16 protein-coding genes are annotated in these 17,572 nt (G+C 40.6%); 5 read left to right on the top strand and 11 right to left on the bottom strand.

Going from position 1 to position 17,572, the window contains the following annotated elements:
- Positions 1–17 precede the first annotated feature (17 nt).
- The 10 genes from V6C11_RS01250 to V6C11_RS01205 form a co-directional block, all read right to left on the bottom strand.
- Entirely contained in the window at positions 18–773 is a 756-nt protein-coding gene (locus V6C11_RS01250) for a globin-coupled sensor protein (protein ID WP_333529263.1), read from the bottom strand.
- 46 nt (positions 774–819) lie between these two features.
- Positions 820–2,136 (bottom strand): replication-associated recombination protein A, encoded by a 1,317-nt coding sequence (locus V6C11_RS01245; protein WP_333529262.1) that lies wholly within the window; start codon positions 2,134–2,136, stop codon positions 820–822.
- Between the two features lie 246 nt (positions 2,137–2,382).
- Positions 2,383–3,096, bottom strand: coding sequence for a hypothetical protein (locus V6C11_RS01240; protein WP_333529261.1), 714 nt, complete (start codon positions 3,094–3,096; stop codon positions 2,383–2,385).
- A gap of 1 nt (position 3,097) precedes the next feature.
- Entirely contained in the window at positions 3,098–4,384 is a 1,287-nt protein-coding gene (locus tag V6C11_RS01235; RefSeq protein ID WP_333529260.1) for a sulfite exporter TauE/SafE family protein, read from the bottom strand.
- 195 nt (positions 4,385–4,579) lie between these two features.
- Positions 4,580–5,872, bottom strand: coding sequence for a hypothetical protein (locus tag V6C11_RS01230; RefSeq protein WP_333529259.1), 1,293 nt, complete (start codon positions 5,870–5,872; stop codon positions 4,580–4,582).
- A 486-nt stretch (positions 5,873–6,358) separates the two neighbouring features.
- Positions 6,359–7,075: a hypothetical protein gene (locus tag V6C11_RS01225; protein ID WP_333529258.1), complete on the bottom strand. Its 717-nt coding sequence runs from the start codon at positions 7,073–7,075 to the stop codon at positions 6,359–6,361.
- Positions 7,075–8,358, bottom strand: a complete 1,284-nt coding sequence (locus tag V6C11_RS01220; protein ID WP_333529257.1) for a sulfite exporter TauE/SafE family protein — start codon at positions 8,356–8,358, stop codon at positions 7,075–7,077. Before V6C11_RS01220 ends, V6C11_RS01225 begins: the two co-directional genes overlap by 1 nt.
- A gap of 151 nt (positions 8,359–8,509) precedes the next feature.
- Complete coding sequence (locus V6C11_RS01215; RefSeq protein WP_333529256.1) at positions 8,510–9,874, bottom strand: hypothetical protein; 1,365 nt, start codon at positions 9,872–9,874, stop codon at positions 8,510–8,512.
- Positions 9,875–10,266: 392 nt separating this feature from the next.
- A complete protein-coding gene (locus V6C11_RS01210; RefSeq protein ID WP_333529255.1) occupies positions 10,267–12,066 on the bottom strand; it encodes a vWA domain-containing protein in 1,800 nt (599 codons plus the stop codon).
- Positions 12,067–12,102: 36 nt separating this feature from the next.
- Positions 12,103–12,939 carry an AAA family ATPase gene (locus V6C11_RS01205; RefSeq protein ID WP_333529254.1) on the bottom strand — a complete coding sequence of 279 codons (837 nt, stop codon included), beginning with the start codon at positions 12,937–12,939 and terminating at the stop codon, positions 12,103–12,105.
- A gap of 209 nt (positions 12,940–13,148) precedes the next feature.
- On the opposite strand from V6C11_RS01205, the gene V6C11_RS01200 reads away from it, so the two are divergent.
- The 5 genes from V6C11_RS01200 to V6C11_RS01180 all read left to right on the top strand — a co-directional run bounded on the left by V6C11_RS01200 (position 13,149) and on the right by V6C11_RS01180 (position 16,487).
- Positions 13,149–13,427 (top strand): hypothetical protein, encoded by a 279-nt coding sequence (locus V6C11_RS01200; protein WP_333529253.1) that lies wholly within the window; start codon positions 13,149–13,151, stop codon positions 13,425–13,427.
- A gap of 42 nt (positions 13,428–13,469) precedes the next feature.
- Positions 13,470–13,793 (top strand): hypothetical protein, encoded by a 324-nt coding sequence (locus tag V6C11_RS01195; RefSeq protein WP_333529252.1) that lies wholly within the window; start codon positions 13,470–13,472, stop codon positions 13,791–13,793.
- 272 nt (positions 13,794–14,065) lie between these two features.
- The gene (locus V6C11_RS01190; protein ID WP_333529251.1) at positions 14,066–14,341 is read left to right on the top strand and encodes a hypothetical protein; all 276 of its coding nucleotides are present in this window, start codon (positions 14,066–14,068) and stop codon (positions 14,339–14,341) included.
- 57 nt (positions 14,342–14,398) lie between these two features.
- The gene (locus V6C11_RS01185; protein WP_333529250.1) at positions 14,399–14,842 is read left to right on the top strand and encodes a hypothetical protein; all 444 of its coding nucleotides are present in this window, start codon (positions 14,399–14,401) and stop codon (positions 14,840–14,842) included.
- A gap of 259 nt (positions 14,843–15,101) precedes the next feature.
- A complete protein-coding gene (locus V6C11_RS01180) occupies positions 15,102–16,487 on the top strand; it encodes a trypsin-like peptidase domain-containing protein (RefSeq protein ID WP_333529249.1) in 1,386 nt (461 codons plus the stop codon).
- A 141-nt stretch (positions 16,488–16,628) separates the two neighbouring features.
- Here V6C11_RS01180 and V6C11_RS01175 read toward each other — a convergent pair whose 3' ends face one another.
- Positions 16,629–17,486, bottom strand: a complete 858-nt coding sequence (locus tag V6C11_RS01175; protein WP_333529248.1) for a YitT family protein — start codon at positions 17,484–17,486, stop codon at positions 16,629–16,631.
- Positions 17,487–17,572: the final 86 nt, after the last annotated feature.

Genomic DNA, 17,572 nt, shown 5'->3' with positions numbered 1-17,572 from the left:
GACCCCACGGGGTCTTATTATTCATCGGAGGTTTTTTTCATTTTCTCAATGACCTGCTGATTAGAAGCCACCATTTGGGCAATATCCTTGGCGGATTGTGAAGATCTCTGGGCCAGTTTTCTTACTTCTTGAGCCACCACCGCAAAGGTTCGGCCATGATCGCCCGCTCTGGCTGCTTCGATGGAAGCATTTAAGGAAAGCATATTTGTCTGTTCGGCAATGTCATCGATTATTTCTGCCACTGACCCGATATCCTTTTGAAAGGAAATAAGCTGTTGCAGTTGGTCTAAAATATAGGTTTCAATGGCTAACTGCATATCCAGGTTTATTCTTTTCAAAAAGGCTTGTAATGCCTCGGCATAGGTTTCCGTACAGCTTCCATGATAGTTAGCTAAAATGCGTTGAATTTGGCCGATATAAATTTGATAGGTACCTAAATACCAATTGGGATATAGCCCTATCTGTTGGTGCTTTTTACCAATAAATAACCTTCTTTGAAGGTAATCATCACTCAGTGGTTCACACAAAGAAATAAAATATATTTTTTGGGCTTCCTTTAAACGCTCCACCGTGCTATATCGATTCAAAAGTTCTCTTAAATAAGGAAAATTTAATACATGCTGATAAAATTTATCTACTACCCCTTGGGCTTCACTCATAAACAACTCTTTATGAGCCATCATCACTTGAACTTCTTTTTCCGTAATATCTAAATAGGCCAATTGGGAGCGTCTTTGGGCTAGGTTAATATATTGATTGGTTATCTCTGACACCTCTTTACCCCTTTCATCTTTAATATGTAATTCCCTGTCTAAAAGATTATTCCTTTTTGCTTTTTAGAGACAAGCGTTTTTTTATTAATTTTTCCCTACCCTGCTCCGTAGGTCTATAATAGGTTACTCCCTGTAAAGCATCCGGCAGATACTGTTGTTCCACATAATGTCCAGGGTAGTTATGGGGGTATTTATACCCAGTATGCCCCAGCTCCCTGGCACCTCTGTAATGAGTATCTTTAAGGTGAAGTGGTACCCTGCCTGCAGCTTTATTCTTAATATCTCCCATGGCTTCATCAATGGCTGCTATGACACTGTTACTTTTTGGTGCCGTGGCTAAATAAAGAATACATTGGGCAATGGGAATGCGAGCCTCTGGCAGGCCAACTGTTTCCAAGGCATTCCAAGCAGCATGGGCCATCAACATAGCTTGGGGATCAGCCATACCAATATCCTCGGAAGCGTGAACAATTAAGCGGCGAACGATAAAGCGCTGATCCTCACCTGCGGCAGTCATTCTTGCATAATAGTGCAGGGCCGCATCCGGCGCAGAACCTCGAATGCTTTTAATAAAGGCCGATATCACATCATAGTGATTATCACCAGACTTGTCATAGCGAATATAGCGTTGCTGGGTGGAGTCCTCCGCCACTTCCAGGGTAATGTGGCGGCAACCATCCTCTGAGGGTGCCGTTGAAAGCACCGCTAGCTCCAGGGCGTTGAGAACATTTCTGGCATCCCCACCAGACATTTCGATAAAGTGTGTTACCGCATCCTCCGCAAGCTGCACCCGGTACATACCCAAACCATTTTCTTCATCCATAAGACTACGCTGAATCAATTGTTTTAGGTCATTGGAGCTGTGTTCCGCCAATTGAAATATCCTGGAACGGCTCAATAGTGCCCCATTAAGCTCAAAATAAGGATTTTCTGTGGTTGCCCCGATAATAGTAACCACACCCTTTTCCACCGCTTCCAGCAAACAATCCTGCTGAGCCCCTCTTTTTAAGGCATGAATCTCATCAATAAAAAAAATGGACCGTTGGCCGTAGAAATTTAAGTTATCTTGGGCCTTTTTTATTTCTGCACGAATCTCTGCTACCCCGGCAGAAACCGCATTAATTTTAACAAAGTTAGCCTTCGTCATTTCTGAAATAATGGTGGCTAAGGTGGTTTTGCCACTGCCCGGTGGACCATACAAAATAATGGACCCTAACTTATCGGCCTCAATGGCGCGGCGCAGCAACCTCCCTTTACCCACAATGTGTTCCTGACCAATAAAGTCATCCAGGTTCCGAGGTCGCATTCTTTCGGCCAAAGGGGCAGCCTGTAAGCTGCTTCTGGATGAGCTAAATAAATCCATAAATTCACCTCGTTTAAACTAAAAATAACCGCTCGTAAGCTGGATTAACCGTACACTGATAAAATACTATGGGATATTGCATCAGCGAGGGGGGATAACTAGCCCTGATAATTTGACGGGTTTTATCATTCTCTCAAAAATATATCACTACAATATTACCAGATTCGTAATCATCTTGCCATTTATCGTCACTCTGAAGGCCAAAAAAAAACACCCTGGCAGGCACAGGGTGTTTGGAGTATTTCGTTACGCTTCTTTCTTGGCACTCTTGGTCATCGTAATGCCAAAGCCGCCACAGATGTAGTAGATTGCAAAGCCGTACCAGAGGGTGTAAACCATATAGAAGATTAACAGGAAGGTCATAACGCCTTTGTTATCTTTAACAAATTTGGTCTCTACCCCATAGTAGTTATAGGCGGGCTCGATAACTTTTTTCTGATAGGTTTGCAGGTAGATTGACTCTTGGAATTTTTGCTGTTTTTCCAGATCCTTAGAGATGGCTTTGGTAATACTGTACCAACGATTCGTGGCATCTCTGGGATCGGTGTTATATTTTTGCTGTAAAACATCACCTTTGTTATCATACATTACGACACAATCTTCGGAGATATTAGCCAGCAGTTTGCCAAAATCGGTCTTCAAAGAGATTTTTTCTTGATCCACATTTATTACAGCACCATCAACCTTTTGCATGGCAGCGGCCCATCTCTCAGCCTGATCTGCATCCTTGCCTGTGAGATTTACCTCAATTTCTGTGCCAATCCATTTTTCTGCCTTTTTCACTTCACCTTGCACAACCTCTTGGGCAGAGCCTTTGGAAATGGAGTTGAACATATCATCAGCAAATTCCAAACCGTTTCTGCCATCACCAAAGGATGGACTCATCATATAGATGTAGATACCTATGAAGGATAGTAACATAACCATTCCGATTAAAAATGATTTGCTATCTCTTATCATATTATTGGCTCACTCCTTTCCCATCGGATACTGCAGCTTCGGCAGTTTCCGCCCGTAAGGTAGGAATACCTTTGATAAAGCTTAGAATGATCCAACCAGCAAAGAGTAATATCAATCCAAAGAAGAGCCAAGTTCCAATGGTGTTAAGGACTGCACCTGTTTTAGGAGCAATACTGATATAACCCATTTGACCCATTTTCTCTGGCAGAGCAAAGGCTCTGTTAACAAAACCGGCCATAATTGCAATGGCGTAGAAAGCTCGGATGTAAATGCCGGGAACTACCTTGGTGGTAGCTGCACCGATTTGAATACCAAGCAGAGAACCAACCAGCATACCCATGGCCAGAGTATAGAAAATGTAACCGTAGATAGCATATTGGGCGATGGAACTGTAACCAGCAGTAAAGATAATTTGTAGAATATCAGTTCCCACTGTGGTGAAGGAGGAAACCCCCAGACCATATACAAACATCGGGAAGGTAACGAAGCCGCCGCCTACACCCATGATGGCTGCCAGAAAACCAGTGACGCAACCGCATAATGCTACAAACCAACCGGATATTTTACGTCCACCAGGAATAATATCCTCATCAAACTTAATCATCGGTGCCAGGTTAACCTTTTGCAGTTTAATAGCCAGGGGAGTTAATCCTACGGGACCACCGTGGGCATCACCTTGATTCATTTGACCTCTGGTCTTAATAAAGTCGTACATGGAGTAGAAACCCAGAAATCCTAGGATCACCACATAAATTGTACTGATAACAAAATCACTCATGACGGGGTTAGCATTATATAAGGATCGATTCAAAGAACCGCCACCGGTAACACCAATACCGGAACCAACCAGGAAGGCAATGGCCAGAGATACGTTAACATTCCCTAATTTTCTATGAATAACCGTACCCATGATAGCCTTAGCAAAAATGTGGAATTGGTCTGTACCTACGGCCAGAATCCCCTTTACGCCTAAGCTCATCAGGGCAGGAGTAATAACGAAACCGCCACCGGCACCAATACACCCGGTAATAAGCCCGGCGCAAACACCCACTGCCATGGACCCATAAAACATCACTGGAGTAAAGTGCGAAGGTCCAAAAGCACTTTTTCCACCCAGGAAGGAGGGTAAATCAGCGGCATGACCAATGGCTGGAATAATTAAAGGTAAACTCATGATGAGTAAAATTAATAAGTGTTTTCTGCTTCTTACGATGTTATTAGACATTTCGATTTCCCATTTTGCATGGGCTCGGGAGGCACTCATTAGGGCCTCATATAATCCTCTCATGCAGACTACTCCCTTCGAATAAAATTTTGTTTAAAAGGTGCTTGAAACTGGTTTACTGTAATGACAAATTTTCTGTTAATTCACACGAAAGTATTGATCAGTTCATAAAAATGTGCTAAAATCCAAGTTGGGAAGAATTTTATATTGACAATTTTTTAAACATCACCCCCGATCTTAGGTATTTTCTAACCTGGGTTATTGGGTTTTTATAATCTCCAAGGCTATATGACCAGAGATTATTTCTGTAGAGTAATGATAATCAGCATACATACTAATGGGTGGTATAACTAGCTGATCAGTTAAGTTCTCGTAGGGTTCTGTTTTAATCTCTACTCTATTTATCTGCCAACCTCCTTTAAATTTTTCCTTCGGTGCCCCCCAAGTGGTTGTGACAACAGAGAATGTTTTTTCCTTTAATGCAGCCTCCTTAATTTGGTATTCAAATGTATGGGTGGCCTCATGATATTGATAATTAACGATGTCTGCAAAGTCATTTAATTTTATTACCGAATCTGCCCTTTTTCGTACTGCCGATTCCCTGCTAAGCTTTCCCAATAAAATATCGGCCTTTATATTTTCTAAACCGGCAGTTACTTTTGCTAGGCTTGCTTTAAATTCCTTAACCTTTTCTTTGCTTTTTTGTTCTAACTTTGTCGTTTCAAAATAAACCACATCATTCGAATTTTCATCCTTCACTGGTTGTGCAGTTATATACTGCATTTCTTCATCGACCAGCTGCCCATTGGGGTCTAGGACGACAATATCCCCCTTTACTACTTTCAACAGCGATTTAACCAATACCCCTAGATGCTCTGCTAATTTGGCTGTATCCTCAACTACCTCAAAACTCAGCGGATTACCTTCAACGTCACATGCAAGCAGCAATTTAAAGGTTTTTTTATAATCTCTGGGTAAAAATGAATTTCCATCCATATCTACCTCAAAGGATGTTCCACTGAAAACACTTTCCACCAGATGAACAAAAACTGTGTTCGATTTGGAGTAAGTGTCTAAAATCAATTCTTTTGTACTTCTTTGGCCTATAATTTTTAATGCCTTGTAAAAATCAATGCTGTTTGCTTCGACTAACCCCATTTCTTTGCAGGCATCCTGGATTGGGATATTCGTTTCCGCTGCTACCACTACCTTTATAACCATTGCTTCTATGATTTGATATTGCTTCGGATTAAGTCTTTCTTTTAAAGCTTTCATTAATGGCGAGTTTCTAACCCTACCTGTCACCGCTGGAATCCTTGCTATTACCTCCGTGAAAATCGGTTTGCTTTGTTCCTGGGACTCTACATCTTTACAAAGTTTTTTTAAACTTTGTATCAAATCATTTATTCTTTCAGGCGAAAGGTTTTCAACACTACCAAAGTTGGCAACAACTCGTTGTTTGATTTTTCCGTTGGTACGATAATTCTCTATTAGCTTTACGTACGCATATTCCTTACCATTTTTCTTGGTAGTAATTTTTCGAAAAAACAAACCTCCACCTCCCATCATTCCGTTCATAATAGTAATATCCTAATTTCTAAGATCCTTTTGGATCATCTTTTATACTCGCACAATCTTTAGGCTTGCGCAAATAGTAGCAAATAGGTTTTATAAAGGCAAGAGCTTTTTTACACAAAAACAAAATTTTTATATTGTTTTTTAATAGTATCACTACATTTTTTAATGAAAATGCTGATTATATAAGGTATGACATAATTTTTTTGTCATTGTACATAAAGGTCAAAAAGGGTAATGTTTTCACTTGTTCCTTCATTTTTAGCCTTTGGGAAGGAAAGCTAGATGATTTTTATATGTATCAAAAAATAATATTGACAAAAAATCCTCCATATACTTTGTAGCCAAATTAACTAAGGCTTACGCCAAGTCCCCCGTACACGAAAGAGTGTCGTGCCCCAAAGGGTATGGCGTAAGCCTTTAGTGTTTCCTATCGCGTTTGATTTTTTAGAGAATTTAAAGCTATGCCTCTTGCTTTTTACCAGATTTGCTCATGGTAATTCCAAAGCCTTGACAGAGGTAGTAGATGGCAAAACCATACCACATGGTATAGACCAGATAAAACAACATCATGAAGGTCATAATACCCTTATTTTCTGACACCTGTTTGGAATCTACACCATAATAATTATAGGATGGTTCAATAACTTTTTTCTGGTACTGCTGAATGGCGATTGATTCCTTAAATTTTGCCTGTTTATCCAAGTCCTTCACAACGGCTTTGGAAATATTATACCACCGGTTCGTGACTTCCCTTGGATCTGCGTTATATTTTTGTTTTAATGCATCCCCATTATTTTGGAACATGTAGGAACAATCCTCAGAAATATTGATCAGTAATGCCCCAAGATCCCCTTTAAATATAACCGTTTTTTCTGCTTGACTAACTTCCGCACCATTTACCCTTTGCAGTGCTGCGGTCCATCTAGCAGCCTGCTCCTCGTCTGTGCCGGTTAGAGTTACATCAATAGTATTACCCTGCCAACTGTCAACCTTCTTAATTTCACCCTGGATTACATTATACACAGATCCCTTGGATATGGAGTTGAACATATCATCGGCAAATTCTAAGCCATTTCTACCATCACCAAAGGAAGGACTCATCATGTAGGCATAAATCCCCATGAAAGATATCATCATAACCAGACCAATAAGAAAAGCTTTTGTATCTCTAATCATTAATGGCCCACTCCTTTCCCTTCAGACGCGACGGACGCCTTGGCAGTTTCAGCTCGCAGGGTGGGGAGACCACGAATAAAGCTTAGGATAATCCATCCTGCAAAAACAAGAACTAAACCAAAGAATATCCAGGCACCAATATTAGCAAGTAAAGCACCGGTTTCACTGCTCATAGAGATATAACCCATCTGAGTCATTTTTTCAGGTAATGCAAAGGCCCTGTTAACAAAACCGGCTAAGATAGCGATCGCATAGAAAGCACGGATATAGATACCGGAAACCACTTTAGTGGTTGCTGCGCCAATCTGGATACCCAGCAGAGAACCAACTAACATACCCATTGCTAAGGTATAGAAAATGTAGCCATAGATAGCATATTGGGCGATGGAACTATAACCAGCAGTAAAAATGATCTGCAGAATATCTGTACCTACTGTGGTAAAGGAGGATACACCTAAACCATAGACAAACATTGGGAAGGTCAGGAAACCGCCGCCAACACCCATGATGGCCGCTGCAAAACCAACCACCGCACCACAGAAAGCCACAAACCAACCAGAGATTTTACGTCCGCCGGGAACCAAATCCTCATCAAACTTAACCATAGGAGCAAGATTAACACTTTGTAGTTTTTGGGCTAACTTAGTCATGCCGGCAGGCCCACCATGGGCATCTCCATCCGTATGTCTATTCTTAATAAAATCGTACATGGAATAGAATCCGAGGAATCCCAGCATAATTACGTATATTAAGCTAATAACAAAATCGCTGAGGACTGGGTTTGCATTAAACAAAGCACGGTTTAATGTACCCCCCGCGGTTACACCAATACCTGACCCCACCAGGAAGGCAATGGCCAGGGAAACATTTACGTTGCCAAGTTTTTTGTGAATGACAGTACCCATAATGGCCTTGGCAAATATGTGAAACTGGTCGGTACCAACTGCCAAAATACCTTTAACACCAAGACTCATTAAAGCTGGCGTAATTACAAAACCACCGCCGGCGCCAATACAGCCGGTAATTAGACCAGCACAAACACCAACTGCCATCGAACCATAGAACATCATTGGATTATAGTGAGACGGCCCATAGGCACTCTTGCCTCCAAGGAAACTAGGTAGGTCTGCAGCATGCCCAATGGCAGGAATGATTAGTGGAAGCATCATGAGTGCTAAAACAAATAGGTGTCTTCGATTTCTCATAATATTATTGGACATTTCGATTTCCCATTTAGCATGGGCTCTCGATGCGGCCATTAACGCTTCATACAAACTCCGCATATAGGTTACCCCCCTGTCTAATCTTTTGTAAAAGGTGCATTAGACGAAAATTCAAAAACCGTAGTGACAATTTTTTGTATTTAAGTATTGATTGTTCAGGCTAAAGATGATAAGATTTCTTTGACGAAAAAATAACTTTGTATTGACAAATTTAATTAATGGCCTCACCCCCCTGTGCATTTTTGTGCAGTGCGCTTTGTACTTGGGTTTTTAACATCTCAAGCTGTATATGGCCTGAGATAATTTCTGGAGAATAATGATAATCCACGTACAAATTAATGGGTGGGATATTTAATTGATCAGTTATGTGATAAAACTGGTTTGTTTTTATATGCAGTTCATTTATTTGAAGTGGCATTACTAAGTCTGAGTTAATAATACCCCAAGGCTCATTAAGCTTAGATTGCTTTTTTTGCATAAGTATTTCTTCATTTATTTCATAGTTAAAGGTCTGGATACTTTCATTAATGGAATAGGACACTAAATCCCCACACTCATTACTTTTTATTATCTGATCAGCTTTCTTTCTCACTGCCTGTTCCTTGGTCATTTTCCCCAATAAAACATCTGCTTTGATATGCTCCAAGCCTGCTGCGACCTTTGCTAATTTGGCCTTGATTTCTTTAATTTGGCTATCACTTATTTGACTATACCGGATAACTTTAATCTCATTCGTGTTATTCAGTTGCTCTGAAGTCTCCGTGATCCTTTGAGCCAAAAGATAATCTCTGTGTTCTTTCACACAGTTTTCCTCATCCAAAACTACTATTTGACTGCTTATGTGCTTATTAAGTCTGTGAATTAAGTAACTTAATAGCTCAGATAATTCCTTTTGATTGTCAGCATGTTCAAAATCCAACAAATTCCCTTGGTAATCCAAAGCCATCAAAACATAGATTTGTTTACAGTAATTTTCAGGTAAATAGACATTATTGGTCGTATCTACATCAAAGGAGTGTCCTTCAAACTGACTCTTAAAAACGTGAATGACAATGGGATTGTGAATGTTTTCATTTCCCTTAGCAAAAGCTAACCTGTCCTTAAGCAAAACCTCCTTGGTATCCTCCTCGCCAATTCTTTTCATAATATTATAGAATTGTAAGCTAGTCGTATCCACCAGGCCTAAACCCTTACATACTTCTTGTATGGGTTTTCTAACCTCACTGGCCATAATTGCCTTGACCAGTATCGCCTCAGCCATTTGATACATTTTATCTCCAAATAACGAACTCATTGTCTTTTTAATGTTACAATTGTCAATTGCTTCCCTAATTTCGTTAACTTTTGTTGTAAGTCCCACAGGAACGTCTTGATCAGACGGTTGTCTAACTTCATTGTGAAGTTTTCTAAGACTGGCAATTAAATAGTTAATTCGGTCAGAAGATAGATTCTCCATACTACCAAAATTTGCAATAACTCTTTGCTTTACCTTACCCTCTTGGCGGTAATTCTCGATTAACTTTACATAAACGTATTCCCTGCCGTTTTTCTTGGTAGTAATTTTGCGAAAAAACATAAATTCACCTCCTGTGCTGCAGATCTTTTTTTATTTAACTTGTTTTTATTTTCAATCCTAGTTTACTTTGTCATTCTCTATTTTCGGTTATGCTACCAAAAGCTTTTTTTGATTTCAAGTGTTTTTTTGCAAATAATTTAAATTTATTTTTATTGTTTTAGCTTTTTTCACGCTAAGAAACTCTTTCATGTCAGTCTAAATGCGGTCTGACATATATTATTTGTCATTACGCTGTAAAAAGTAATAATTTCCGATTTGGTCGCAAATTTTCTAAAAGCGGTTATTTATTTTTTCATTAGACATATAAATTGATTTATTTATAACTTTTATTCCACGCTATTGACAAACAAAAAGCCAGACTCCCAAAAAGAGAAATCTGGCTTTATATCAATTTACTTTTCCTCAACAAGTTTTTTTAGTAAACGACCAAATTCAGTGGTAACTGTAAAATAGTCGGACCAAGGAATAATATTTTCATAGCCATATTCCGGTGGCCTGTCCCCCAATAAAATACTAATGGTTTTGCACCCCAAGGCTTTTAACCGTTTTACTTGCTCTTTTACCAGCTTAGTTTCCGGGCCGGGATTGGGATTGCCGTCGGCAATAACAATTAATACTTTTTGCACAAAGGGTCGTCCCTCAGCCATCATCCTTAGGGCAGCATATTTTACTGCCGTACCCTCCGGTGTGGTACCCTCTGCATCGGTAACGCCAAGACGAGCTTTGTTCATTAAGTTTGGGGAGTATAGCTCATACATATTGACAGCACCTTTTAGGTTAAAACCAAAAACCCATGTTCTAATCGATTTTACCGGTTCTAAAGCTTCCACAAAAAGTGCTGCTAAATTTCTGGCCAATTCAACCCTGGAAAGCCCCTCTCCGGCAGAATAAACCATAGAGGCACTGGTATCCACCAACAGACATATATCCAGGTCTCTGGTTCTGGTATCGATAATCTCAGTACGACGGAATATTCGGTTGGAAAAACTAGCTTGATACAGGCTATCTTCATCCAATTCCCCACTGGGCAATTGATATTGATTGATAACCTGCCGGGTGTTTGCCCAACTTAAACGATTTCGCAGCCGAATAACAAAGGGATTTACAACACCCCTAGCCTGTTCATATCGCTCGGTGGCCCCCTCGCCCAATAAAGGTCTTCTAAAAACCACCATGGGTGGCGGAGGTGGCGGATAGTCAGGATCTAAGCCAGCTTCCATCAGTTCGCTCATGTTAGCAACCTGTAACTTTTCCTGACGCATATTTTGGATTAAGTTTTGTAAATCACTAGGAATGTTTGTCTTATTGCTATTGTCGCTGTTGCCTGATTCAGCCTGATGATTTCCCCTATTGTTGTAGTCCAGCAGTGAACTGGGTAAAGAATAAGCGATATCATGTTGGATCAGGTTACCAAATAATTCTTCATAAATCCTTCTACTGACGGTTCTGGTATTTAATTTCTCCAATCTAGCAGGACTGTCAATATTTATATATTTTTTTAGAAGATCCGCTACTTTGTTGACCCTAGCTACCTTGGAGGTATAACCCCTGGTGGAACGCATAACCAGCAAAAACTCAGTGGTGCGAAGGTGTAATTCATTTTCCATTAAGTTTTTACGGGGTTTGTGTTCCCATTTGCCTGAATTCAGATCAAATTCATAATGACGATATTTCCAAAAATAACCAGAATAGCCAGGGTAATAAAGGGAGGTAAGTTGTTCCACATAAACATCCTCAACTACATTGCGAATGACCGCCATAAAGGAATTGCCAGGCATCTCTGTATAGTACTCCGGTTTGCTAAATTGGGCATGGGCCGCTTCATGTAGGGCCATCCCCGTAAGTACATCCACAATATCCGGCATCATGTACCCGGAGGGTGGATTATACAGCGGTTCCCCACTTAGGGCAATTTTTTTTGCCGCAAAATCTGTTCTGGATTCCTTGGAGCTAAAATCTACGGTAAATTTATTTTTTCCATGTACAATATCAACCACCCGGGAAATGGCCCCTAGGATGGCAGTCATAGCCATAGCTTGGGCATCTATATCCTCGGACCCCAACAGTTTATGGCTAAACATGGCATAGGTCTGTCCCCTATCCCCTTTGTTATTATCCAACCCCCTGCCTGTTAACCAAAAATCCGACAGGCTTTTGTTACGCCATTGTTCTCCATCATGTTCTAGCGTCACCGACTCACCTCCAATAATGAGGTTATGATTCGTTTATTATTTTAAATAAGCTTGAATAACTTGTAAAACCGTGGTTTGTTCACTGTCTACACCGCCATCTGGGGAAAAGCGATTGACAAAGGTATATTTCAGTGCGGTATTTAAAGGCTGTCCCCTTTTTATTAAGGCCGTGGCCGCGATGGCTGGTCGGAAGCCAGTGGGACGACTGAGACTTTCCTCATGGTAAAGACTGTTTAATTTATGCGTAATTCTAGCCAACAAAAGTGCCTGTTCTTCATTTACTCCGTAAACCTTTATTAGCAATTCAGCCATGATTTCAACCGGGGGTAATTCCAGTTTGATGGTTTCAAAACGATCCTCCACCGCGGTATCTTCCATAAAGGTGCCGGTGTGGCTGCGTCCACGGTTCTCCGTGGCCACAAAGATACACTGGGGATGTACCGTAATATATTGTTTCGTTTCTTCAATGTAAACTTCCCGGTTGTGGTCTAGGATGGTATAAATGGAATTGTGAATATCCGGGGTAACCCGGTTAAATTCGTCCAGGGCAATAACACCCGGCCTTTGAATGGCATTGACAAATTCTGACTGGATAAAGACAGTTTGGCCGCCAATAAACTCCCAATGACCAAACCAATCCCTGGGAGTCCGAATGGCCCCTACATTGACCCGATGAAAGGGAAGATGATGGGCATGGGCCAAACGCTTGGTAAGCTCGGTTTTACCAGTACCGGGATCGCCGGTAAGCATAACGTTAATGCCAGAAAACATGAGGTCTTGGATAACGGATAATTTCTCAGTATCAACCCAAAAATTAGGAAGAAATTCTATATTTTTTCCCCATTGATCTTTCAGAGTTTGTTCTGCTGTCATAGCCAACCCTCCAGCTAATTATTTTCTCCTCAATCTAGCTTCGACGTATATTTAGACATACCCTGCCGTGTAAGAAAAATGCAAGGTTTATTAAAAATACAAAATAATTTCCGCTAAAGCAAAGCCGGATGGCATGTTGCAATAAATTAAAAAAACAAAATATATCGTACCCTTCACACGGGGAAAGAAAACGCTATGGCGAAGCCATCTTGAACGCGCTGGATAACCATGTCGGCATGAACACGGCTTTTTGTTCTTCCCTATGCGAAAGTAAGAAGCACATTGAAAGAAGATTGATAAGAATGTTGAACGTTAAGAAAACGAAGAAGTCTATTGCGGTTTTAGCTGTTGTAGCAATCCTGGTAATCGGCGGCACAGGATTAGCATTGGCCGCCAGTTCGGCAGGGGACAACATTGACAATGTTATCAATGTCCATGTTGATAAACAGGCAAAAAAACCAATGATAGGGTCTACAGAAACCAAGTAAGCCATTAACGTTGATGTAAAGTCTTTAGATATTGATGAATTTGTGGCGGTAGGAGGGCCATATACCCTTGAAGAAGGCGATATAATTCTATATGACATAACGGCAGAAGGAAACGGGAATTTGAATGCCGATTTTCGCAAGACGAACGATTCGAATGACGACAAGGGATACCTCGGTGAAACCGGACTTTCAAGCAACTTTATGAAAGATTCTAATTCTTTCATCGTTCCTAAGTCATTAGCAGGCACATACTATTTGTGGATTGGAAATTTCGACGGTAAAAGATTAGACAAAAACAACAACAGCGGTGTGTTGAACAATGTAAAAGGTACGGTTGCGATAGCAGTTGAGCGCGCATCAAAATAACGACACACCGCTAACGGGTGACTGCTACACCGTGGGCGGGATTTTTGGCCACACCTTAAACGGCATCGGCATACAGTTGGGATTGTCCAGCAACCCCGTAAAATCTATCAGAAAAAACGGCGGAAAGCCTGATATGTAAGGCTTTCCGCCGTGTCGTTATAAAATCTTATACGGCATTGTAAGGGCAAAAGGCTGCGGAAAGTAATTAAAAAACAGGATTTTCTAGGTTTATGGCGAATGAATAACTGAATTGCTATTTTGGGGGTACTTGGGTGGATATAACAAGCCTTGACCAAGAATACATCTATTGGAAATATAAAGGCCAGTGGTGCGTAGCCAGGGTTCAGGTCAATGCAGCGGCGGATAAGGTTTTTTTATATCTTTGGCAGTTAGATGGAACTTTTATCTGCATGACCGCCGGAAAACAACCAGAAACAATTTTCCAATCCCAGGGCTATAAACTATGGTTACGGGAAGGACGACCCCACCTTAAAGAAAGCCTTGACCAAAAAGCAAAAACCAAGCTAGAACAGATTGAATTGTTTTAAGATGGGAATAATGTCCACAGGACTATTTGTTAAAAGATTTTTGGGAGGAGAAGATTTATGTCACAGGAACAACAATTTGATATTATTAAAGAATATGGTGGTGCTGCCTACAGCCCCGATTTCGGAGCCTGGGCGGATCTAAATTATGAAGACGATGGCAAGGAATATGCACGTACCACAATGGTTTTAGTTCACCCTGCTTGGACCGAACCCCTGGAAGCCGCCGGAGGTGAATATTCTCCCCCAAGCTGGGCCTACGACCCTGAGTCAGATATGTATCTGCTGCTGGTAAAATGGCAAAACGGTGTACGTTTACCCATTGCCTTTAGCAAAGAAGACGCAGGAAAATTGCTCTTTGATGAATACGTTAATCAATCCTTTGACATTATGATTTCTAACAAACAATTGTCTGGCGAAATTAGTGAAGACGGCAGTTTAAAATTCCACGTAATTTGGGATGCCAAATTCAGCAAATCACCCCAGGCAGCTTGGCCGGAATAAATATTCAGCGGGGACGGTTTTTGAAGGAAACAATCGGAAGTTTTACATTAAACAAGGCCAAACTACCAGATATTATCTGATGGTTTGGCCTTATGTGCTTACATACAATAGCGGGCCACCGGTTTTTGGCATATCTTCGTTTCGTTCATACCAATTTCATCAGAAGGCAGTGTGCCGCCTTTTCTCTAAATTTTTTGAAATTTAAAGTTTTTTGACCTTGATTACAGGGTCTTTAAACTTATTTCAATAGGAGGTAGCTATGAGAAAGACCCCGCTTACACTAATATTATTAACCATCATTACAATTTTATTTGGTATAACAGCTTTTCCCTCTCTAGCAAAGGCTGAAATATCGATTGTCATCAATAATTCTCCGCTGCATTGTGATACACCTCCCCAAACCATAAAAGGAAGTATGTTCGTGCCATTAAGGGCTATCTTAAACGGTTTGTCCATTAGTAATCAAAACATTCGTTATAAGAACGGGGTTATTTTGATTCATCAAGAACCAACCAAGCTTAAACTAACGATTGATAGTTTAACTGCGACAGTTAATGGTAAAAACATAACTTTATCCGTTCCACCCACAGTAATTCAAGGCCAGTCCTATGTTCCCCTTAGGTTTATAGCAGAATCCTTCGAGGCAGAAGTCAACTGGGATGACACTACCAACGCTGTGTATATTACAACGGCTCAAAATAGGTCTCCCCAAAGTAAAATGGACACCGTTAAGGTAGCCCAAAATGAACCAAGTGTTGTAACTGTTTTTTGTACCGATCAAGCAACAATGTCTCAGGGAAGCGGGGTCATCATAAGCCCCGATGGATTATTATTAACGAATTACCATGTAATTGACGGGTACGACACCATTCGGGTTTTGCGCAGCAATGGTACCCAGTACCCTGTTTCAGTCGTGAAATATGATGAAGGTATCGATATCGCTATTTTAAAAATTTATGACGCAAACTTAAAACCTGCATTGATCGGTGATTCGGATGATCTAAGGTTAGGAGAAGAAGTAATGGCCATCGGCAGTCCAGAGGGACTACAAAATACCATTTCAACTGGTATCGTTAGTGGTATTCCTACCATTCAAGGGATTCAATTGATCCAAACAACAACACCCATTACACATGGCAGTCATGGTGGTGGATTGTTTAATCGTCATGGACAATTAATCGGAATCACTTTTGCCGGCGGTGAAGGAAATCTTAACTTTGCTATCCCAATAAATGCGGTTAAGGATCTATTAGCAAATATTCGTAGTTTTAAACCACTGATAGATCTTGAAAAATCCAGTCAGCTAATAGAAGTCCCAAAACTGATTACCTGTGAGGATATTAATATTGACTGTGCACCGGTTAATATTACCAACCAGTTTTCAACCCAATCTAAAAGGGTATGTGTCTATGCCGAACTAAGCCAACCCTTATCACAGGATATTTCTGGTGCAGGTAATTGGTATTATAGGAATGGTCATCAGAGAGAGCTAGTTTTTCACTCCAAATTAAATCTCTTTAAGGGTGACGACAAATTCTACTTTTGGTTGGATGCCAGTGATGACTACCCCTTTGACTGCGGCAGGTGGGAATTTGAATTATTATTGGGCGATTATCATAAGAAAATAGATTTTTCAATTAACTAGTTGACATGTCAGGTGCATAATTCAAGGGGAGGTTCTTGAAGGGAGCAATCGGAAGTTTTGCATGAAATTAGACCAAACTGTCAGTTATTAACTGACGGTTTGGTCTTAGACTCTTAGACTCAAGGGGACGGTTCTCCTGAGTCAGGATTTGTAGCCACCAAATCCGTTCCCCGTCACTTCGGCTGTTTCGGTAACAAACATAAAGGCAAATTCATCACTGCGGATAACAATCTCCTTTAGCCTACCAATTTCAAAATTGTTGACTACACAGGTTATTACCTTCTTGGAACTCCCCGAAAATCCACCCTGGCCATCTAAAAGTGTTACACCCCGATGTAATTCTACAATTATTCGTTTAGCGATAACCTCACTTTTATCTGAAATGATCGTTACTGACTTATTACGGTTAATCCCCTCAATAACAAAATCGGTCACTTTACCGCTTACCCACATGGAAAGGGCCGTATACATCACTATTTTTAAATCAAAAAAGAAAATAAACAGAGCTAACACGGCAATATTGCTATAAAATAAAAATGTCCCTATGGCAATATTTTTCTTTTTTTTCATAACCATTGAGATAATATCCGCACCACCAGTGGATGCCCCAAACCGAAAAACTAATCCAGCACCGAAGCCACCCACCACACCTGAATAAATGGCTGCCAAAAACAAGTCTATTTGAGGTGCCTTAATATACGGTTTCGTTAAAGGAAGGGCTAGAACCATAATAAAAGTCCCCAATAAGCTGTAGATAATTAATTTTTTATTCAGTTCCTTTAATCCCCAAATAAAAATAGGAATATTTAAGAAAAAAATTCCCAGAGCAACTGGCAAATCCAATAGGTAATTACCCATTAAAGCCAGTCCCCCAACACCACCCGATAACAGGCCATAGGGAATAACCAACCCATTAAAGGCTACCGCCATGATAACTGCACCCGCTGTAACACCCAAAATCTTTTTGCCAATATTGACTGCTTCTTGTTTAAATGCCAATAAAACCACCTCTCATGCTATAGTTTAACCCAAAAACCAAGAGCAATTGGAGCAGGCCGTAAAAATTCATAGAGAAACTCGGCGGC

The sequence above is a fragment of the Desulfotomaculum sp. 1211_IL3151 genome (genome assembly GCF_036763075.1).
Classification (GTDB): Bacteria; Bacillota; Desulfotomaculia; order Desulfotomaculales; family Desulfotomaculaceae; genus Desulfotomaculum.
This window is presented reverse-complemented; position numbering and strand designations above follow the sequence as displayed.